This window comes from Aeromonas sp. s5, from assembly GCF_040907865.1.
GTDB classification, from domain to species: Bacteria; Pseudomonadota; Gammaproteobacteria; order Enterobacterales; family Aeromonadaceae; genus Aeromonas; species Aeromonas dhakensis.
The window spans coordinates 131,113-151,569 of record NZ_JBFOCO010000005.1; the positions used below are offsets into that span (position 1 = coordinate 131,113).

The following is a 20,457-nucleotide window of genomic DNA, read 5'->3' on the forward strand; positions in this document are numbered from 1 at the left end:
GCCCGCTGATCCCGAACGGATTTACAGCTTGTCGAGGCGATCGCGGATCTCGATGCGTCGACCCTGATCCGCCAGCTCGCGACCCGGTCGGGGCGGGGCAGACAGCGCTTTTTCCAGATAGCCCTTGGCCTCGGCCTTGCGGCCCTGATCCAGCAGAAAGTCGCCGTAGAAGAAGTTGGGGTCTATGCCAGTCGGGTTGATGGCCAGCGCCTGCTTGAGCAGCTGCTCGGCCTTCTCGTCATCGCCAAAGCCCACCGGCCAGCCCGGCACCTGGTAGTAGAGCGAGCCCAGGCTGGTGTAGGCGGAGCCGTCCAGTGCCTTGGGGTCCTGCCGGAGGGCGATCTCCAGCTTGGCCTTGGCCTCCTTGACCAGACCGAGCGCACCCAGCCCGCCCTTGGCGCCGGCCCAGGTGCTTTTGACGATGGCCGACCAGATCAGCAGATCGGTGCGAAAAGCCTCCTTGGCGCTGGCCTGATCGGCCTCGCTGCTCAGCTGTTCGAGACAGCTCTCCTTGGCCTTGCCGGTCTGTTGATACTGGCAGACGGCCCACTGCTGCTGGATGGCGGGCAGGGCGTCGGCGGCCTGGGCCATCCCCGAGCCCAGTATGAGCAGCAGGAGGGCGCCGTGGGTGAAACGGGGGCGGAAAGTGGCGTGCTTCATCTTAACGTTCCTTCTCTGTCATGACGGAGGTGGCGTGCCCCGACGTGCCGGCAGCGGGCGCCGGGTGGCGGGCATAGCGCTCTATGATGGGTTTTTGCCTGGCCAGCGCCCGGTCGACCAGGCCGGGCAGCAGGCCGTTGAGCCGCACGAACAGCTTCTCCGGCCAGCCGAGCCAGCTGCGGCGGGTTTCGTTGCACAGGGCGATGACGGCCTCCTCGGCCACGTCCTGCGGGCTATCGGTGTGGGTGCCAAGCTCGGCATTCATCTCGTAGGCCGCCTCCGAGTTGAGGCGGGTACGGGTGGCGCGGGGGGCAAAGTGCAGTACCTGGATGCCGGTTCCCTCCAGCTCGCGGCCGAGTGCCTCGCTGAAGCCGCGCAGGGCGAACTTGCTGGCGCAATAGACGCTGTAGCCGGCGTAGCCGATGGCACCGAAGCTGGAGCCGATGTTCATGATCACCGCCGGTTTGCGCAGGCGGGGCAGCAGCATGCGGGTGAGCTGGATCGGTGCCTCGACGTTGAGCAGCAGCTGGCGCTCGACCTGCTCGCTGCTCTGATCCTCCAGCCAGGCAAACTGGTTGCAGCCGGCGTTGTTGATCAGCACGTCCAGCCCCTCGTCCAGCGCCGGGTGCTGCAGCAGTCTGGCCCGCTCTTGGGGCGAGCCCAGATCGGCGATCACCGTCTGGTGGCGCTCCGGGTGCGGCAGTTCCTTGCACAGCCGCTCCAGTGCACCGGCCCTGCGTCCGTGCAGCAACAGGTGCGCTCCCTGGGCCGCCAGCTCCTGGGCCAGCGCCTCGCCGATCCCGCCGCTGGCGCCCGTGAGCAGCACGAGTTTTCCTTCAAGCTTCATGATGTCTGGTTTTCCGTCAGTTGATAGAGCATGTCGGCGTAGAGGCGGTAGACCACCCTGGCCGAGTGAATGATGGCCGCCTGATCGGCCGGGCTCTCCACCCGGTTCATCAGGGATTCGAAAAACTTGAGGTGATCCTGATCCAGTGCGCCGTGGGAGCTCAGGTAGCTCATGGCCTGGGGCGGCAGGCCGAGGCCCGCCTTGAGCTGGTCGGCCACGGTCAGGGCGATGGCGACGCTGGTGCCTTCCAGCACCTGTACCATGCCGAAGAAGCCCATGGGGTTGCCGCGCTGCACCTGGTCATAGAGAAAGGCCACCATCAGCTCGATGGGCAGCTCGGGATGGCCGTGGCGCACCGCCTCGGCATCGCCGCCACAGGCGCGGATGTCGCTCAGGATCCACTCCTGATGGCCGTACTCCTCGTCGATGTACTCCTTGATGGCACCGCGCACCCACTCATACTCCTGGCCCAGCTTGCCGCCGGTGGCCATCAAGAGCGGCACCGTGTGGCGCACGTGATAGAAGGCCTGGGAGAGGAAACGCAGGTAGGTGTCGCGGGAGATCTCCCCCTTGCGGCACGCCTCTATGATGGGGGCGTTGAACAGATGCTCGCGCTCACTGGCAGTGGCTTGTTGCAGAGTCTGATAGAAGCTCATGAGGTCTCTCCTGTAAGGCATTGGCTGATCTGCCGGGAAAAGTGGTGATAAATCCGTTCGCGACGGGGGCGACCGTTGGCGGTGAGCAGTTCCGGATGCTGATCCAGCGCCACCGGCAGCCAGTGATGGATGCGGGCATAGTCGGGCAGGCGATGATTGAGCTGCTCGATCTGCTGGGCCAGCAGGGCGTCGGTGCCGGGCTGCGGCTGGATCAGGGCGACGTTGGCCGGCTGGCCGTCGCCGAAGATCACGATGCGGGCGATGGCCGGACAGAGCTGGGCTTCCGCCTCGACCCACTCGGGGGAGAAGTTGCGACCGAAAGCGGTGATCTGGACGTTCTTCTTGCGCCCGGTGATGTGCAGATAACCCTCGGCATCCAGGTGACCCAGATCGCCGGTGGCGACCAGCGCTGGTACCGCCTCATCGCTGCCCAGATAGCCGAGCATGGCGGCTCCCTCCACCAGGATCTCGCCGTCGGCGGCGATCGATACCCGGCAGTGGGGCAGTGGCTGGCCGACGCTGCCCAGGCTGTGGCCGTTAGGGCCGTTGAGCGCCACGACGGAGCCGCACTCTGACAGCCCGTACCCCTCGTAGACCGGCAGCCCCAGCTTGCGGGCCCGGCTGATGAGCTCGGGCGAGACCTTGCCGCCGCCCACCGCGACGAAGCGCAGGGCGGCCAGCTGTTCTGCCAGCGCCGGGTTGGCGCTGCACAGGGCCAGCAGCAGGCGCAGCAGCTCGGGCACCAGCACCAGGCTGTGGGTGGGCCAGCGCAGCAGGGCCTGGGCCAGGGTGGCCGGGTCCAGCTTGCTGGAGCCGGCAAAGCCGAGCTCAGCGAGCGAAGGGATGCGGCTGCAGGCTCCGGTGAGCAGCGGCACGTAGAGGCCGGTCAGGTTTTCCAGCAGGGTGGTGAGCGGCAGCAGGGTCAGGTGCTTCTCAACCTTGGCCGGGGCGACCCGTTCGGCCAGCGAGCTGCAGACCGCCATCATCTGGGCCAGCGACAGGCAGACCCCCTTGGGCTGGCCTGTGGTGCCGGAGGTATAGGTGATCTTGGCGGTGCCGGCCGGCAGGGGCGGCAGCCGGGCAGGGATACGGCGCCACAACGGCAGCTCGCCGACCGCGAGCGTCAGCGGTTCGCTGGCCTGCCAGCCGGGGTGGTGGGGGCCGATCAGGGCGTCGGCGCCGCTGCTCTCCAGCAACCACTCCTGCTGCTCCAGGCTGAAGAAGTGGGGGATCGGGATCACCACGATACCGGCCATGGCGCAGGCGAGATCGATGAGTGCCCAGGGCAGGCCGTTGTCCAGCTGCAGTGCCAGTCGGCTGATCCCAGCCATCTGCAGGCGGTCGGCCAGTGGCGGCAACTGCTGCCACAGCGCCTCGTAGCTGAGGCTGTGCTGGCTGTTGGCGAGGGCCGGGCTGTGGGGCGTCTGGCGGGCGAAGTAGGCGATTTGGTCAAACAGCATCATAAGGCGCTCCGATGCGGGCAGTTGAACAGGGAGGGCATGGGGGCCAGCAGGGAGAGCAGCAGGCTGCCCCGGGCCAGCGCCTGCCGCCCGAGGCCGAGGTCGCCGACCATCACCTTGGGCTGGCAGTGGTAATAGGCCCCCCAGGCGCTGGCGTCGTCACCCACCTTGTCGGCCTGGGCGGGGGCCAGCTCCACCGGGGTGAGATGGAGGCGGTGAAAGCTGTTGCGCAGCTTGGCTGTGCCGGTGAACACCACGTAGTCGAGGTCGTTGTCGCACAGCAGGCGGCAGAGCGCCGCAAACATCAGGCGGGCGTTGCCGGGCTCGCTGCAGGCGAGGTTGCCCACCTCGACGATGCGATCCCGCCGGGCGGGGGAACCGAGCCGGGTTTCGATGGCGGCCTCGATGGGCTGATCCAGATACTGTTCCAGATAGAGGCGATCGCTGCCGGCCAGCTTGAGACCACAGGCGCCGACCAGCAGGCCGTCGGCCCGGTAGAGGCCGAGCAGGCAGGGCAGAAAATGGGGAATGCGGGCGTTGAACTCCTGGCTGTAGGCCGCCTGGATGTAGCCCTGCAGTGCCATGACCTGTTGTGGGGTATCGGCCAGCGTCAGCCGATAGGGGGCTTGAATGTCGGTGGTCATGGATGGCTCCTTCTTGTCGATTGTCATCAGACTAAAGGGGCAAACTTAAGAAACCCTTAAGAGGTAAAAAATCTGTTTCACACAGATGCAACTGGTTGAAAAAAGAGGTAAAGCTGCGACCCGAACACGGGGCGTGCGGACAAAAACCTTGTCAGCCGCCAGCCTGGCAGGCAAGCTGCGGCCACGTTTGACCGCCCCGCTTTCGAGAGGAGATGCCATGACCCCCTTATCCTGCCCGCTCTGCTGCGCCACCGATGCCTATGAGCTGCCGGTGGCCGGCAAGCTGTACCATCGCTGCCGGGCCTGCGAGCTGGTCTGGCTGGATGCGGCCGAGCACCTGGATCCCGCGCGCGAGAAAGCGGTCTATGACGGCCACGACAACCAGGTGGATGACCCCCGCTATCGCCATTTTTTGCAGCGTGCCTTCGGCGAGGTGCAGCGCCGCCTCCCTCCGCCGGCCAGCGGCCTCGATTTTGGCTGCGGCCCGGGCCCGGCGCTCATCGCCATGGGGCGGGAGGCGGGCTACCAGATGGCGGGCTACGACAAGTTCTATGCCGATGAGCCCGAATTGCTGACGCGGCAGTATGACTTCATCACCAGCACCGAGGTGATCGAGCACATCGCAGAGCCGCGCGCCGTGCTGGAGACGCTGTGGGGCTGCCTCAAGCCCGGCGGCCTGCTGGTGCTGCAGACCCAGCGGGTGCTGGGGGACGAGCGCTTTCGGCAGTGGCGCTATCGCCACGATCCGACCCACATCGTCTTCTTTGCCGAGGCCTCCTTTCGCGCCCTGGCGACCCGCTGGCAGGCACAGGTCGAGTTTCCTCACGCGGATGTGGCGGTCATCACCAAACCCTGAGCCGGGCGTTTTCATTTGGCCATGAGTTGGGCATGCTGGTGGCCCGATACCCAGGAATGGATGCCCCTATTTCCATGTCGATCCCCCACCTCTCATTGCAAGACGCCCGTCATCTGCAACTGGCGGCCCAAGGGCTGCTGACGCCGCGCCGCGGCAAGGCGAAACCGACCGATCTGCTGGCCACCATCCGCCGCATGGCGCTGCTGCAGATAGACACCATCTCGGTGGTGGCCCGCAGCCCTTACCTGGTGCTGTTCAGCCGGCTGGGGCAGTACGAACCCGGCTGGCTGGAGCAGTTGCTGGCCGATGGCAATATCTTCGAATACTGGGCCCACGAGGCCTGCTTCGTGCCGCGGGAGGATTACCGCCTGCTGCGCCACCGCATGCTGGATCCCGCCGCCATGGGCTGGAAATTTTCGGCCAACTGGCTCGCCATCCATCAGCAGGAGATTGGCGAGATCATCGAGCGCATTCGCCAGCACGGCCCGGTGCGGGCGGCGGATTTTGAACGCAAGGGGGGCAAGGGCAACGGCTGGTGGGACTGGAAGCCGGAGAAGCGCCATCTGGAGGTGCTGTTCACCGCAGGCCAGCTGATGGTGCGCGAGCGGCGCAACTTCCAGCGGGTTTACGATCTGGCCGAGCGGGTGATGCCCGAGTGGCGCGACGAGCGGGATCTGCCGAGCCCGGAACAGGCGCAAAGGGACATGGTGCGAGCCAGTTGCCGGGCGCTGGGGCTGGTCAAGACCGGCTGGGTGGCCGACTACTATCGGCTGCGGCGCGGGAAATACGACGCCCTGCTCCATCAACTGGCGGACGAAGGGGAGCTGCTGCCGGTGCGGGTGGAGGGGTGGCAGCACGGCGCCTTCGTGCACGCCTCGCTGGCGGATGAGCTGGCCCGGGCTCAGGCTGGCACCCTCAAGGCCAGTCACACCACGGCGCTGTCACCGTTTGATCCGCTGGTGTGGGATCGCAAGCGGGCCAGCGAGCTGTTCCAGTTCGACTATCGCATCGAGTGCTACACCCCGGCGCCCAAGCGCCAGTACGGCTACTTCGTGCTGCCGCTGCTGCATCGCGGCAAGCTGGTGGGCAGGATGGACGCCAAGGCCCATCGCCAGCAGGGGATCTTCGAGATAAAGAGCCTCTATCTGGAGGCGGGGGTCAGGGTGACCCGGACCCTGGCGCAGGAGCTGGCCAAGGCGCTGCAGCGGCTGGCCGACTGGCACCAGACTCCGACCTTGCGCTACGGCGCCATCCCCGCGCCCCTGCTGGCCCTGTGGCAGGAGGGGGCACTATAACGGGGATCGTCACACTCGCCTGCACTAAGCTGCAAGGGAGGCGAAGGAGGGAGACGATGACGCGAGCCATGTTGTTGCTGCTGGGATGGGGCCTGACCGGGCTGGTGGAGGCGGCCCAGCCCGAGGTGCAGATCTGCCTGGGGGAGGGCAACGAGTGGGCCCCCTTCACCTACTGGGAGCGCAAGGATGGCGTGCCCGATACCGGCCGTCTCACCGGCTCTGCCACGACCCAGGTGCTCGAGGCCCTGAAGCGGCTCGGTTTGTCCTACAAGATCCGCTATCTGCCCTGGGCACGGGTGCAGCAGGAGCTGGCCGACTATCGCCAGAACCAATTGTGCGAGCTGACCTGGGATGCCAGCTACAAGCCGGAGCGGGCAGAATATGCCTTCTACAGCGTACCGCTCTACTACACCCACCTCGGATTTTTCTACCTCAAGCGGCGCTTTCCCGAGGCGCCCGATCTGCAGACGGTCAATCGCTCCCGGGTGTGCGGGGTGCTCGGTTACAACTATGCCCCCTACGGGCTGGCGCAGGAGCCGCGCCGACTCAAGCAGTTGCAGCAGGCGCTGGACATGCTGGGGCGCGATCGCTGCGACTTTTTGCCCAGCGAGATTGAACCCCTGATGAGCGGCATCGGCCTTGGCATCTACCAGAGCGAGAGCGGCCTGCTCCACCTCGCCCTGCCCAGCCGCAAGGGCTTCTATCTGCTGGTGAGCAAGGGCTCGCCGCGCTCCTATGAGCTGGTGACCCGCCTCAACCAGTTGCTTATCGAGTTTCAGGACAGCGGTTACAGCGACGAGGTGATGCGCCGCTTCTTGCCGCCGATGGAGTGATGACCATAAAAAACCGGGCCTGATGCCCGGTTTTTTATGGCTGTGATGGCGCTGACTGGGGCGGCAACTTCTCGGCAGGTTTCGCGTTCTGATGTCATCTCGCCCTTTGCCGTGACGCGGCCTCCTGGCCGAGGGGGCTTTACCCTCGTACCAGGGCGGGCAGAACCAGGGCTACGGCGGCGGTGATGCGCGCGTGGATGTCGCTGCCTGGCGCCAGCAAGCCGAGCGCCATCTGGCGCAGCGGCTCCGCCATGGTCATCGCCAGCAGCAGATCGCTGGTCTGGGCTGAATCAAGCTCGCGCAGCCAGCCCAGTTGCTGCTGGCGCTGCAACCACGCCGCCAGGGTCGCCCTGCCGCGGGTTATCCCGTTCTCCTGATAGGCCGCCAGCAGGGCATCGCGCCCCGTGAACTCATGCTGCAGCAGCCGGAACATGCCCACCGCCTGAGCACTCAGCACCTGATCTGCAATGGCCTGCAAGCCCTGCTCCAGCATCTCCCCCAGGGCGCCTGGGTGAGTGGCATCCTGCTCGAATGCGGGTTGAAAGGCATCGGTCCAGCTGCGCACCGCCTGCGCCACCAGTTCGTCGCGGTTGGCGGCAAAGCGGTAGAGGGTCTTCTTGGCGACCCCCGCCTGTTTGGCCACCGCATCCACGGTCGTGGCACCGTATCCTCCCTTGAGCAGCAAGGTCAGCGTTGCCTCGGTGAGGGCGGCACGCAGGTCCGCTTCCGGGGTGACCGGCCGGCCCCGTGAGCGTGTTTCTTCATCGGTTTGGTGCGACATGATGGGCTCCTGGAAAGCATTGACAGACTCAGCATACAGGCATAGCGTAATTTGGGAAACGAAATTCGTTTCCTAAATTTATCGGAGTCTCATCATGAATACTTCCGCCTTGCTTGCCCCCTGGGGCGTCAATGACATCAATGAGTTGCTAAGGCCGCAGCCGCTGCGCCTGGAAATGGGCCTGACCCGCAGCACCGAGGGCCTGCTGACGGTCGCCATCCGCACCGATCTGCACGGCTGCAAGGGGCGCATGCTGGATTGGTGGTTCACCTTCTTCGAGACGACCCAGCACATCCGGTGGTGGCACCCCCACGACCACGTCGAGCACCGGGGCTGGGATCATCACTGGAAGAGAGGTGAGCGTTATGTGGGAGCCAGCATAGCGGCGGTGGAGTGGCTTGCCGAGCTGCCGCCGGTGGCGGCTCGCCTCAAGTTCCACGGCGCCGAAGAGGTGTTCGACCCGCAGCCGCTGCAGGAGGCGCGGGATACACAGGCTCTCTCTGCCGCCATCTGCGCCCGTATCGGCTTTGGCGATGAGGTGGCGCTCGATGACAACGGGGCGCCGCTGGATGGCGAGATGTTGCACCTGGCGCGCGATACCCCATACGGCTGTGTGCTGCGCAGCCGCTTCCTGCTGGGCAAGGCCTGCACCAATCCGCTTGACGAGGTGCCGGACGAGATAGGCTTCAATCTGATGCGCCACTGCTACAGCGAATTCAGCTATCTGGCGCAGTTTCTGCCGTCGCTCTACTACGCGGAAAACGGCCGTGAGCCGGCACCGCGGCTCTGGTGAAGGGATGTTGAAAGCTGTCTCATCAAGCACAGCTGGCCTGCTATCGGATGGAGATGAGCCGCGGAAGATGGTCATAAAAAAACCGGGCACTTGGCCCGGTTTGTCATGCAGTCTGGATGTGCTTACTGGAACACCAGCACCATCAGCAGACCCAGGGTGATGGCGGACACCAGGAAGGCGAAGCCATAGAACACATAGTGGTGCAGCTTGGTGGTGTGGATCCCCAAGTCATGCAGGCCATGGTAGATGCGGTGCATGCCGTGCCAGATGGGCAGGGCGATGATGGCCAGCAGGATGCAGGCACCCCACCAGGAGCTGGCGAATTCCAGCACGCGCTCGTAGCTCATGGTCTCCACGTCCATGATGCCCATGGGCACCAGCAGACCTGTGATGAGGACAATGACCGGCAGCAGCATGGCAACGACCATGCCGCCGGCACCAAACAGACCCCAATATATAGGCTCGTCAGAACGTCTCATATTTTTTCCTCAAATCATGATTGAGTGATCGTGGCCAACGTTTCTGAATGAGAGCCCGGTACCAAACAGACACCAATAACCAGGCTCGTCAGAACGTCTCATTGTTTTCTCCTCAGGCCACGATGATCAGGACAAGCAGGGATACCACCGCCAGCGCCACATACTGGGCGATGACGATCGGCTTCTCCGGCACCAGGTCTTCGCCACGGAAGATGCGCATGGCTTTCGGCGCCAGGGCGAACCAGGTCTTGGCGTGGAACAGGCAGGCTGCCAGGGCGATGACATGGAACAGGATGGCGATCGGGCTCTGCAGGGATTCCAGCCAGCCGTTGAACGCCTCCTGACCCTGTACCAGCCGCAGCAGACCCCACATCAGCACGACGGCGTAGATGGAGACGAAGATGCTGGTGCCTTCGCGGATCATGTAGCCGGTGTAGAAGGCATTCTTCAGCCACCAGTCTTTCTTCATTTCGCGGACGTAAGGCTTACGTTTGCTATTGGTGTTGTTCATGGTCTCATTCCTGATCTCAATCTGGCTTGAACATGGCGATCATGTAGTCCTTGGCGCTCTCGACCTTGCCAAGCTGGATGGCCGCCGCCGGATCCACGCCTTTCGGGCACACTTCGGAGCAGTAACCCACGAAGGTGCAACCCCAGACGCCCTCGTCCTGGCTGATGATCTTCATCCGCTCTTTGGACGCGCTGTCGCGGTTGTCGGCGTTGTAGCGGTAGGCCAGTGCCAGGGCCGCCGGACCGGTGAACTTCTTGTTGATGCCATACTGTGGGCAAGCCGCGTAGCACAGACCGCAGTTGATGCACATGGAGAACTGGTGATACTTCGCCATGTCAGCCGGGGTCTGGGTGTACTCGCCATCGCACAGGTTGCGCGGCTCAGACGGGATGATGTAGGGCTTGATGCTCTCCAGCTTCTCGATGAAGTCGGACATGTCGACCACCAGATCGCGCTCGATCGGGAAGTTGTTGAGCGGCTCGATAGTCATCTTGCCCGGCAGGTAGTCCCGCAGGAAGGTCTTGCAACCGAGTTTCGGAATGCCGTTGACCATCATGCCGCAGGAGCCGCAGATCGCCATCCGGCAGGACCAGCGGAAGCTCAGGGTAGAGTCCAGATGATCCTTGATGTATTGCAGCGCATCCAGCAGGGACATCTCTTTGAGGTAGGGCACCTGGAAGGTCTGCATCCAGGGCTCGTTATCCTGCTCGGGACGGTAGCGCAGGATTTCAATTTCGATCATCTCAGCCATTCTTCTTAGCCTCGTCTTGTTTCTCACCCTCGGAACCGTACACGCGCTTGGCCGGTTGGGATTTAGTGATTTTCACATCGGAATAGTCGATGGTCGGGGCCCCTTCGCCGTTGTAGAAGGAGAGAGTGTGCTTGAGGAAATTGACGTCATCACGCTCCTCGTAACCGTCCAGACGCTGGTGGGAACCGCGGGACTCTTTCCGGTTGATGGCGGAGTGCGCCATGGCTTCGGCCACGTCCAGCATGTAGCCCAGTTCGATGGCGTACAGTAGATCGGTGTTGAAGACGGAGGACTTGTCGTTGATCTTGATCTTCTTGTAACGGGCTTTCAGCTCGTTGATCTTGTCGATGGTGCCCTGCATCAGCTCTTCGGTACGGTAGATACCGACCCCGGCTTCCATGGACATGCCCAGTTCGTTGCGGATATCCGCCGGGTTTTCGGTGCCGTCGATGTCGAGCAGGGAGAGGTGTTGCTTGATGAGCGTCTCGGCCTTGGCTGCCAGCGCCTGGGTGTTGCCGTGAGACTGGGTCTTGGCAAATTCACCAGCGTGCTCACCGGCCACCTTGCCGAACACCACGATCTCGGACAGGGAGTTTGAACCCAGACGGTTGGCGCCGTGCAGACCGACGGAGGCACACTCGCCCAGGGCATAGAGGCCCGGCAGGCGGGTGGCGCATGCGCCGTTGGTCTCGATGCCGCCCATGGTGTAGTGGGCAGTCGGACGTACCGGGATCGGCTCCTTGACCGGATCCACACCCACGTAGGCCTTGGCCAGTTCGCAGATGAAGGGCAGACGCTCTTTCAGGTATTTCTCGCCGAGGTGGCGCAGGTCGAGGTGAACCACGTCGCCCATCGGGCCCTGGATCACGCGGCCTTTCTGCTGCTCCTGCCAGAAGGCCTGGGAGAGACGGTCACGGGGACCCAGCTCCATATGCTTGTTCTTCGGCTGGCCGACCGGGGTTTCCGGGCCCAAGCCGTAGTCTTGCAGGTAGCGGTAGCCATCCTTGTTGAGCAGGATGCCGCCCTCACCACGACAACCTTCGGTCATCAGGATGCCGGTGCCCGGCAGACCGGTCGGGTGATACTGGACGAACTCCATGTCGCGCAGCGGTACGCCGTGGCGGTAGGCCAGCGCCATGCCGTCACCGGTAACGATGCCGCCGTTGGTGTTGTAGCGATAGACACGGCCGGCTCCACCGGTGGCCAGAATGACGGATTTGGCCTGGATGAAACGGGTGATGCCGTTCTGGATGTCAAAGGTCAGTACGCCCTGGACGCGACCATCTTCCACGATGAGATCCATGCAGAAGTGCTCGTCAAAGCGCTTGATGCTCGGGTACTTGATGGAGGTCTGGAACAGGGTGTGCAGAATGTGGAAACCGGATTTGTCTGCCGCGAACCAGGTGCGGGGGATCTTCATCCCGCCGAAACGGCGCACGTTGGCCTTGCCGTCCGGCTTGCGGCTCCAGGGGCAACCCCAGTGCTCCAGCTGGATCATCTCGTTGGTGGCGTTGTTGACGAAGTAGTCGACCACGTCCTGCTCACACAACCAGTCGCCACCGGAGACGGTGTCGTTGAAGTGGTTTTCGAGGGAGTCATCATCACGGACGACACCGGCGGCGCCGCCCTCTGCGGCCACTGTGTGGCTGCGCATCGGGTAGACCTTGGAGATCAGGGCGATCTCCAGCTCCGGGTGAGCTTCCGCTATGGCGATTGCGGCACGCAGGCCACCACCACCAGCACCGATGATGGCGACATCGGTCTTGATAATATCCACATCTGCCTCCTTAGGGATAGATTTGCTGGGCACGATTTTGCTCTATGAAAAAAATTCAGGCTTGATGCAAGTCAAACTGGTCTGTTTTAGTGCTTGGCAATGGTGATCTTTATCAAAATCACCCCATTCCTTGGATGAAAACGCCGTAATTATCGCTATCCTGCAGTTATCGGTATCAGCCGCTGTCATTACTATGGTTATTTTAAGCTCAGGATTATACGTAGTTTTCTTTCAAAAAAATGAGAAACACCTCTCTTTTTAGGTATTACCCCCAAAGTTTTTAAGTTTTTTATCAAAAATATTTAATAAGAATTATTCACGGATAGAAGAATGTGGTGATTGAGTTCAAAAAACTAATCCGAATGTCACGGTGAGTTAGCTGTTGCAGGATCGAGGGCTGACCGGTGTCGTGCAGGAAAGTCGGTAATCCCTGCGGGTTGATGTGGTAATAACTATTGAAACCAAAGCATTTTTTCATAAAAAAAGGGGCCTGCATGGCCCCTTTTGTCGATCAGCATCAGATGCGGAACATGCCGACCTGATTGCTCAGTTCACCTGAAATATTTTTAAGTTGTTCAGAGAGATGGCGCGAGCTGTCGGCATCGACCGCCAGCTCGTCCGAGACGTCCTTGACCGCCTGGATGTTGCGGCTCACCTCGTCGGTAACGGCCCGCTGCTCCTCGGCTGCGCTGGAGATCTGGGTCGCCATGTCGGAGATCTGGTTGATGGAGGCAGTGATCTGCTCCAGTGCCTGGGTGGCATCGTTGGCATCTTCCACGCTGTTCTGGGCCAGCAGCTGGCCTTCGTGCATGGTGCTGACGGCGCCCTGGGTGTTGCGCTGCAGGGTCTCGATCATGTTGCGGATCTCGACGGTGGAGCTGTGGGTGCGCTGTGACAGCACCCGCACCTCGTCGGCCACCACCGCGAAGCCGCGGCCCTGCTCGCCGGCACGGGCTGCTTCGATGGCGGCGTTCAGTGCCAGCAGGTTGGTCTGCTCGGCGATGCCCTGAATGGTGGAGAGGATGGTGTTGATCTCCTGAGCGTTCTTCTCCAGCTCCTGGATGATGCCGGAAGCCTGTTTGACCTGGGTGGCGAGATCCGTGATGGAGCGCTGGTTGCGGGCGATCACCTGCTTGCCGTGCTCACAGCTGCTGGAGGAGCTGCGGGCCGCATCGGCAGTCTGCTCGGCGTTGCTGGCCACTTCCACCGCGGTGGCGGACATCTCGTGCACCGCAGTCGCGATCTGGGAGATCTCGTTTTGCTGGCGGGCCAGACCCTGGCTCGATTTCTCCGCCATGTTGTGGGACGACTTGGCCTGCTGGTTCAGTTGCCCGGAGGAGTTGGAGATGTCCTGCACCATCACGTGGATGCGGTCGATGAAGGTGTTGACGTGTTTGGCGACTATGCCCACTTCGTCTTCCCGCTCGATCTTGACGCGGCGGGTCAGATCCCCGTTGCCGCGGGAGAGATCGGCAATCGCCTCGCCAAGGGTCTTCAACGGTGCCAGGGAGCCGCTGATGGCGACGTAGGAGAAACCGGCCACGATGAGGATGGTCAGCAGGCCTTGCAGCAGGGCGGAGGTGACCATGCGGGAGACGGATTGATAGGCGACCGCTTCGTCCACCACGATGCCGAAATACCAGTTGGTGTTCGGGATTTCGGTCAGGTCGAATACGCTGGGTTTGCCGCTGATCTCCATCTCGGAGATGGTGTTGTCATGGGCCAGTTCGTTGACCTTGGCTGCGGTCAGATCGGGGGAGAGGGCGGTGGCCGGCTTGAGCGCCAGCTCCTTGTCCGGGTGGGCGATGATGGTGCCATTACCGTCAACCAGGATGGCGTAGGTACCTTCCGAATTGAGGGCAAGCACATCGCGTACCAGGGCATCGATGGAGACGTCACCGGCGATGACCCCCTGGGTGTTGCCCCGGGTGAAGGGCTCGGCGATGGTGATGATCAGCTGACCCGTGGTGATGTCGGCGTAGGGCGAGGTGATGGCCAGCTTGCCGGCTGCCATGGCGTCCTTGTACCAGGGACGTTGACGGGGGTCATAGCCGGCCGGCAGGTCGGTCGGCTTGCTCTGGATCATCTTGCCATCCTTGGTGCCCACGTAGACCAGGTCGAAGTTGCCTGCGTTCATGGTCTGGGCCAGATGGCTGATGGGTTCGTCTTCCTTGGCGAAGGCCTCCTTGGTGGCGGTGACCATGCCGATGCGGGCATCCAGCCAGCGGGAGATGCCTTTGACATTCGAGACCGAGCTGTCGTCGATGAAGCTCCAGATCAGACGCCGGGTCTCGCTTTTCAGTTGACTTGTGTTGTACCAGACCTGCAGGCCTGTGATGACCAGGATAATGACCCCGATGGCGAGGACAAGCTTGTTCTTGATGGATAAGTTCATGTTTACATCCTTGTGAGCTTCAGTCTGCGATGTGTGGTTTTATTGTTATGGGCCAACACTGTATCGGCCAAAGTCGAACTTTTTGTATCCCGGTGCGCCATTAAATTTATAGCTTAAATCAGCGGTTATCGATCACCCCCGACACAATGAGTCCAATTTGGCGGATGGCAGAAAGCGATCCGGCCGGTTGGTGAAGATGCCGTCGACGCCGATGGCAGCCAGCATAGCCTGATCGGCGGGATCATCGACCGTGTAGACCAGCACTTTTAGCCCGCGATCGTGGGCATCCTGCACCAGCTGTTGATCGACAAAATCCACGTCGCAGTTGAGTGACCAGGCACCCAGCTCGGCCGCAAAGGCCGCCTGGGTGAGGGGAATGGTGGAGGTGAGTGCCCCCAGCCGGATCTCGGGGCGCAGGGCGGCGAAGCGGGCAAGCTCGGGATGGTGGAAGGAGGAGACGACCCACTGGGCGGTCGTGAAGCCAAGCTTGGCCTCGGCACGCAGGGTCAGTCGGGCCACCTCGTCGGCTGTTTCTGCTCCTTTCAGCTCGATATGCAGCTCGGCCTGTCCGGCGATGGCCTCCATCACCTGCCACAGGGTCGGGATCCCCTCTCCCTCGCCGGCATTCAGGCTCGCCAGATAGGCACGTGACTGGGCCGTCAGCACGCCGCGGCCGTCGGTGCAGCGCTCCAGTCTTCGGTCATGGAAGACCCACAGCTCGCCGTCGGCCTGCTGCACGTCGATCTCGATGGCCCCGGCCCCCAGCGTCAACGCCAGCCTGATGGCCTTGAGGGTGTTCTCCGGTGCCAGTCCGCTGGCGCCGCGATGGGCGATGATCTGCATGTTGTGCTCCTGTGAGGGCGACTCAGGCCCGGCTCAGACGAATGTCGATCTGCTGGTGTGGCAGCCCCAGCCCCTGTTGCTGCAGTTTCTCCAGCACCAGCGAGTGGACCTCGTGGGTGATGGGCATGCGGTGATCCATGCTGTTCACGTAGAGCCGGATCTCGTAGATCAGGGCCGAGTCGGTGAATTCGATCAGGAACACCTCGGGGGAGGGGGTCTCCAGCACCAGGGTGGAGGCCTTGATCGACTCTTCCAGAATGGTCTGTATCTTTCTCGGCTCCTGGGTCAGGCCGATGCGGATGCGCAGCCGTACCCGGGTGATGGCGTCGGACAGGGACCAGTTGATGAACTGCTCGGTGATGAAGGCCTTGTTGGGGACGATGATCTCCTTCCTGTCCCAATCCACTATGGTGGTGGCGCGGGTCTTGATCTTGGTGACGGTGCCGGTCAGCTCGCGGATGGTGACTGTGTCGCCGAGCCGGATCGGTTTCTCGAACAGTATGATGAGGCCGGAGACGAAGTTGGCGAAGATCTCCTGCAGCCCGAAACCCAGGCCCAGGGAGAGGGCCGCCACCATCCACTGCGCCTTGGACCAGTCGATGCCGAGAATGGAGAAGCCGGTCAGCGCCCCCACCACCAGTACTATGTACTTGGTCACTGTGGTGATGGCAAAACCGGTGCCGGGGGAGAGGCTCAGGTGCTGGAGCAGGGTCAGCTCCATCAGGCCCGGCAGATTGCGGGCGGTGACCACGGTCAGGATGAAGGTGAAGGCCGTCAGCATCAGGTCCTGCAATGTGATGGCGACGACCTGCTCGATTCCGCCGATCTTGCTGCTCACCTGCCACACCTCGATGCTGCGCAGGAAGCTGAACGCCGAGTTGAGTTCGGACCACTGCACCACCACCAGCATGGTGAAGCCCAGCATCAGCAGGGTGCGCACCAGCCCGAGGGACTGGGCACTGATGGTGTCCAGATCCAGCTCGGTGTCCTCCACCACGTCCGGGATCTCGGAGCTGAGCTCGTCGTGTCCCTCTTCCCGGCCGCGCTGGGCCAGGATCTCGGCCCGCTTGCTCTTGGCCCGCTCGAAGGCGAGGCGGCGGCGCTGGATCAGCATCCAGCGGTGGGCCAGATAGTAGACGAGCAGACAACCCAGCCCCATCAGCAGGCTCAGTTCTAATTGGCGCAACAGAATGCGCGAGGTATAGAAATAGCCGAGCAATGAGCCGATCACCGCCAGCAGCGGCGCCAGCATCAGGCTGTTCCAGATGAAGTGGTGCAGCAGGTGGGGCTTGCTCATGTCGGCCTGACCCCAGGTGAGCGGCAGCCGCTCCCGGTTGAGGCGGGCGAAGAACAGCAGCAGCCAGAGGGCGCCGACGATGAAGGCCAGCCTGCCGAGGGAATCGTAAAAGGCGTGCTCCTGATAGCTGTTGGCCATGCCCTGCACGAAGAAGCTCGGGATGATCACCAGCAGCAGGGTGCGAAACTGGCTCCACACCTTCTGCACCCTCTCCTTTTGCCAGCGAAAATGGAGGATCAGGATCCCCTTCTCCAGCGTCAGGTGGCGGGCCATCAAGAGCGCCAGCAGCAGGAACCAGATCTCGCCGAGGCCGCGGGCCACCGCCACCGCGAACGGGTATTGCCAGGCGCCGTCGAGCAGGCCGCGCACCATCAGCACCATGGCGGGCAGCGGCAGGGAGGCCAGCAGAGAGCGCATCAGCAGCCGGCTGGTGAGGCTGAACTTGTCCTGGGTCACCTTGCCGATGCGGGGCGCTATGTACTGGCTGTAGTGGGTCAGGTGGCGAGCCAGCTTGAACCAGCACCAGGCCAGCACCAGGATGCCGATACCGGCGAAGGTGAGGGTGATGGGGTTGTTCTCGGCGATGGCCTGGGGCAGCTGCAGCCAGTTGACCGGGTTGAGGGCGAGACCGAGGGCGGCCGGCACCCCGAGCAGCACGGCCGGGGTGAGCGGGCGCACGTCCGGCATCCAGAACAGGTGGCTGGCGCTGAGCTCGCGGATCTCGTCGATCTTGCTGTTCTGGCGGCTGTAGAGCAGCTTGAGCCGGGTCTGCTCCTGAATGAGGCTGTCGGCGGCGTCGTTGAGTCGGGTCAGCAGCTGCCGCCTGGCTTTGAGCAGGTTGTCGAGCACCGCCAGCTGGGCGCGATCCAGGGTGATGCCGTCGGTGGTCAGCAGCTGATCGCGCAGCTGGCGCGGATCCTTGAGGGCATCCTGCTCGGTCTCGTACTGGTATTTGGCCATGCGGGCGTTGACGATGGCCGACTCCAGCTTGTCGAGGGGGAAGTAGGCGGGCAGATCCGAGAGTTTGCTGCGTAGGTTCTCGCCGTAGGCGTTGCTGATCTGCAGCCACTCCAGTTGCTCGCGCACCGAGTTGACCAGGTCGTTCAGGGTCGAGAGGTTCGTGTCGATCACCCGCTGCTCGTCCTGCACCCGCTCAATCTGATCTTCGAGCGCGCCGAGCTGGATGGAGAGCGCCTGGTTCTGCTGTTGCTGCTCCAGCAGCAGCGGCATGTCGGAGGTGAGCTGCTTGCGCAGCCGCTCGCTCTCCGCCAGTGCCTGTTCCGTCTTGTCGCGGCGCAGCTGGTTCTGCTGGTTGAGCAGGCTGGTCTGCCACTCGTCCTCGTCGGTGATGGCGAGGTTGAGCTCCTGCAGCCTGAGCTTGCCCAGATCGTTGCGCTGCTGGGCGGAGAGCTGTTCCAGCTCCAGCATCTGGATCCGGTCGGAGAGGCTCTGCTCCTTGAGGCGGGTCACCAGCTGCTGGGCATCCTGCTGGCGGTCAGACTCGCTGCTGAAGCTGAGCCGATCGAGCAGGGCACGGGTCTGCTGCAACTGCTTGCGCAGCTCGTCGACCCGCAGGTGATACTCCTGGCCGGTGCTCTCCAGCTGGTTGAGGCTGTCCATCACCCCCTGGCGCTCCTTGCGCAGGTTGAGCTGGCGGTTGCTGCTCAGGCCGATGGCCTGGCGCAGCGCCTCCTCCTTCAGGGAAGAGAGGGCAGGGCGAGGCTGGGGCTGGTAGTTGTGCAGGCTCTCCTTGAGGCGGGCCGACTCCTTGGGATAGTCGATGAGCACCTGCTGATAGGCCTTGCCCTGCTCGCGATAGCGCTGGGCTTCCCGGGCAAATTGCAGCGCCTGCTGGTAGCTCTCCCGCAGCTTCTGGTTCTCCGGGGTGTCCGTCTTGGGCACGCTCTGCAGCAGCTCTTCCACCTGGGTGATGGCGTCATCGGCCTGGGCAAGGGGAGAAAGAAGAGTAAGGCAGAGCAGCAGGGAGAGCAGGCGTTGCAACATGGCGCACGTTTCCGTTCAGGTGGAGTCGCCCTAGCCTAAAGCAGGGGCCTGGGCGGGTAAAGTTTTCCATATTAATGATTTGTAACATAAATAACGGGCGATCCCGGCCCGCTTTGGCTATCATTCCGGCCGTTTTCCCCTCCATTGAGCATCCTATGTCCGCAGTCGATCTGGGCACGGCCCCCCTTTCCCGCCTGTTCTGGCGCTACGTCACCCCGACCGTGGCCGCCATGCTGGTCACCGGCATCTATGTCACCATAGACGGCATCTTCGTCGGCCATATTCTGGGCCAGGATGGCCTCGCCGGCATGATGCTGGCCTACCCCATCTGCGCCGTGCTCTATGCGGTGGGGGCGCTGATCGGCATGGGCTCCTCGGCGCTCGCCTCGTTTTATCTGGGCAAGGGGGAGCAGGGCAGGGCCCGTCACATCGTCGGCAACGCGCTGGTGATGGTGCTTATCGCCTCGGCGCTGCTCGCCTTCATCGGTATCCACTATGGCGACGAGATGCTGGTGTGGATGGGGGCGGAGGGGGCCATCTTCGACGCTGGATACGCCTATCTGCAGTGGTACTCCTGGCTCGGGGTGTTCGCGGTGCTCTCCATGGCCTTTACCGCCCTGCTGCGCAACGATGGGCGACCCGGCCTCACCACCTGGATCCTGGTGGGGGGCGGCGTGCTCAACGTGCTGCTCGACTATCTGCTGATGGCGGTGATCCCCTGGGGGCTGGCGGGGGCCGCCATCGCCACCATGCTCTCCCAGGCGGTGACCGGCGGCCTCTGCCTGTGGCACTTCTTCACCCCGCGCAGCCAGCTGCGCATTCGCTGGGATACCCTGCGGCCCGACTGGCGGCTGATGGGAGAGACATTGCGACTCGGGGTGTCGAGCTTTCTGATGTACCTCTACCTGTCTGTGGTGCTGGCGCTGCACAACAAGGCGCTGCTCTCGGTCGGCACTTCACTGCACGTGGCCGCCTACGGGGTCATCAGCTACAGCGAGGCCTTCTTCTATCTCATCTTCGAGGGGATCGCCATGGGCATCCAGCCCATCGCCAGCTTCAACGCCGGGGCGGGCAACTGGGCACGGGTGCTGCGGGTGCGCAACCTGGCGCTCGGGGTGACGCTGCTGGTGGCCCTGTGCGGCATGCTGCCGCTCTATCTCTGGCCGGAAGGGGTGGTCTACCTGTTTGCCGGTGACAACGCGGCCCTGTTGCCGGTGGCCAGCCTCGGCATCTGGCTCTACTTCTGGGGGTTGCCGATGGAGGGCCTGCTGCTGGTGGGGGCCACCTACTTCCAGGCCATCAACCGGGCCCGCGTCGCCTCCCTGCTCACCGGCGGCAAGCTGGTGCTGATCGGCGGCTTTCTGTGGGGCTTCTCTTCCCTGTGGGGGGTATCCGGCGTCTGGCTGGCGCTGCCCACCTGCAGCACCCTGCTGGTACTGGTGATGTGGCGGGCGATGAACAGGGAGGCGCGCCAGCACAGCGCTGCCTGACAGGTGGTCATTCGGCCATGAAAAAGGCAGCCTCGGCTGCCTTTTTCGTTTTGAACGCCCCTGCCTGCGCGCGACAGGTCTCCGG

At 63.1% G+C, this 20,457-nt stretch carries 18 protein-coding genes; 5 read left to right on the forward strand and 13 right to left on the reverse strand.

Features of this window, described 5'->3' with window-relative positions:
• Positions 1 to 21: 21 nt before the first annotated feature.
• The 5 genes from AB5Y94_RS01750 to AB5Y94_RS01770 are packed head-to-tail and all read right to left on the reverse strand — an operon-like array spanning position 22 to position 4,267.
• Positions 22 to 660, reverse strand: coding sequence for a tetratricopeptide repeat protein (locus AB5Y94_RS01750; protein WP_368204588.1), 639 nt, complete (start codon positions 658 to 660; stop codon positions 22 to 24).
• Between the two features lies 1 nt (position 661).
• Positions 662 to 1,507: an SDR family oxidoreductase gene (locus AB5Y94_RS01755; protein ID WP_005298312.1), complete on the reverse strand. Its 846-nt coding sequence runs from the start codon at positions 1,505 to 1,507 to the stop codon at positions 662 to 664.
• Positions 1,504 to 2,163, reverse strand: a complete 660-nt coding sequence (locus AB5Y94_RS01760) for an iron-containing redox enzyme family protein (RefSeq protein ID WP_362849729.1) — start codon at positions 2,161 to 2,163, stop codon at positions 1,504 to 1,506. Before AB5Y94_RS01760 ends, AB5Y94_RS01755 begins: the two co-directional genes overlap by 4 nt.
• Positions 2,160 to 3,626 (reverse strand): AMP-dependent synthetase/ligase, encoded by a 1,467-nt coding sequence (locus AB5Y94_RS01765; protein WP_368204590.1) that lies wholly within the window; start codon positions 3,624 to 3,626, stop codon positions 2,160 to 2,162. Before AB5Y94_RS01765 ends, AB5Y94_RS01760 begins: the two co-directional genes overlap by 4 nt.
• On the reverse strand, positions 3,623 to 4,267 hold the full coding sequence (locus tag AB5Y94_RS01770; protein WP_214454859.1) for a thermostable hemolysin: 645 nt from the start codon (positions 4,265 to 4,267) through the stop codon (positions 3,623 to 3,625). Before AB5Y94_RS01770 ends, AB5Y94_RS01765 begins: the two co-directional genes overlap by 4 nt.
• Before the next feature lie 217 nt (positions 4,268 to 4,484).
• Between AB5Y94_RS01770 and AB5Y94_RS01775 the strand changes: the two genes are divergently transcribed.
• From AB5Y94_RS01775 to AB5Y94_RS01785, 3 genes are all read left to right on the forward strand, one after another.
• Positions 4,485 to 5,123, forward strand: coding sequence for a class I SAM-dependent methyltransferase (locus AB5Y94_RS01775; RefSeq protein ID WP_336291364.1), 639 nt, complete (start codon positions 4,485 to 4,487; stop codon positions 5,121 to 5,123).
• 74 nt (positions 5,124 to 5,197) lie between these two features.
• Entirely contained in the window at positions 5,198 to 6,418 is a 1,221-nt protein-coding gene (locus AB5Y94_RS01780) for a winged helix-turn-helix domain-containing protein (protein WP_368204591.1), read from the forward strand.
• Positions 6,419 to 6,474: 56 nt separating this feature from the next.
• A complete protein-coding gene (locus AB5Y94_RS01785; protein ID WP_054545376.1) occupies positions 6,475 to 7,251 on the forward strand; it encodes an ABC transporter substrate-binding protein in 777 nt (258 codons plus the stop codon).
• A 139-nt stretch (positions 7,252 to 7,390) separates the two neighbouring features.
• Here AB5Y94_RS01785 and AB5Y94_RS01790 read toward each other — a convergent pair whose 3' ends face one another.
• Positions 7,391 to 8,032, reverse strand: a complete 642-nt coding sequence (locus AB5Y94_RS01790; protein WP_054545375.1) for a TetR/AcrR family transcriptional regulator — start codon at positions 8,030 to 8,032, stop codon at positions 7,391 to 7,393.
• 94 nt (positions 8,033 to 8,126) lie between these two features.
• Between AB5Y94_RS01790 and AB5Y94_RS01795 the strand changes: the two genes are divergently transcribed.
• A complete protein-coding gene (locus AB5Y94_RS01795; RefSeq protein WP_041212553.1) occupies positions 8,127 to 8,825 on the forward strand; it encodes a hypothetical protein in 699 nt (232 codons plus the stop codon).
• 122 nt (positions 8,826 to 8,947) lie between these two features.
• On the opposite strand, the gene frdD is transcribed toward AB5Y94_RS01795, so the two are convergent.
• From frdD to mscM, 7 genes are all read right to left on the reverse strand, one after another.
• Positions 8,948 to 9,304: a fumarate reductase subunit FrdD gene (gene frdD / locus AB5Y94_RS01800; protein WP_005298330.1), complete on the reverse strand. Its 357-nt coding sequence runs from the start codon at positions 9,302 to 9,304 to the stop codon at positions 8,948 to 8,950.
• A 112-nt stretch (positions 9,305 to 9,416) separates the two neighbouring features.
• Complete coding sequence (locus AB5Y94_RS01805; protein ID WP_005298336.1) at positions 9,417 to 9,815, reverse strand: fumarate reductase subunit C; 399 nt, start codon at positions 9,813 to 9,815, stop codon at positions 9,417 to 9,419.
• Between the two features lie 16 nt (positions 9,816 to 9,831).
• Entirely contained in the window at positions 9,832 to 10,566 is a 735-nt protein-coding gene (locus AB5Y94_RS01810) for a succinate dehydrogenase/fumarate reductase iron-sulfur subunit (RefSeq protein WP_005298338.1), read from the reverse strand.
• The gene (gene frdA, locus AB5Y94_RS01815) at positions 10,559 to 12,343 is read right to left on the reverse strand and encodes a fumarate reductase (quinol) flavoprotein subunit (protein WP_242762702.1); all 1,785 of its coding nucleotides are present in this window, start codon (positions 12,341 to 12,343) and stop codon (positions 10,559 to 10,561) included. Before frdA ends, AB5Y94_RS01810 begins: the two co-directional genes overlap by 8 nt.
• A gap of 517 nt (positions 12,344 to 12,860) precedes the next feature.
• Positions 12,861 to 14,738, reverse strand: a complete 1,878-nt coding sequence (locus AB5Y94_RS01820) for a methyl-accepting chemotaxis protein (RefSeq protein ID WP_017764984.1) — start codon at positions 14,736 to 14,738, stop codon at positions 12,861 to 12,863.
• 132 nt (positions 14,739 to 14,870) lie between these two features.
• A complete protein-coding gene (locus tag AB5Y94_RS01825) occupies positions 14,871 to 15,581 on the reverse strand; it encodes a glycerophosphodiester phosphodiesterase (RefSeq protein ID WP_368204593.1) in 711 nt (236 codons plus the stop codon).
• Positions 15,582 to 15,603: 22 nt separating this feature from the next.
• Positions 15,604 to 18,882: a miniconductance mechanosensitive channel MscM gene (gene mscM, locus AB5Y94_RS01830; protein ID WP_017778967.1), complete on the reverse strand. Its 3,279-nt coding sequence runs from the start codon at positions 18,880 to 18,882 to the stop codon at positions 15,604 to 15,606.
• A gap of 155 nt (positions 18,883 to 19,037) precedes the next feature.
• On the opposite strand from mscM, the gene AB5Y94_RS01835 reads away from it, so the two are divergent.
• Positions 19,038 to 20,372, forward strand: a complete 1,335-nt coding sequence (locus tag AB5Y94_RS01835; RefSeq protein WP_181969340.1) for an MATE family efflux transporter — start codon at positions 19,038 to 19,040, stop codon at positions 20,370 to 20,372.
• Positions 20,373 to 20,457 lie beyond the last annotated feature (85 nt).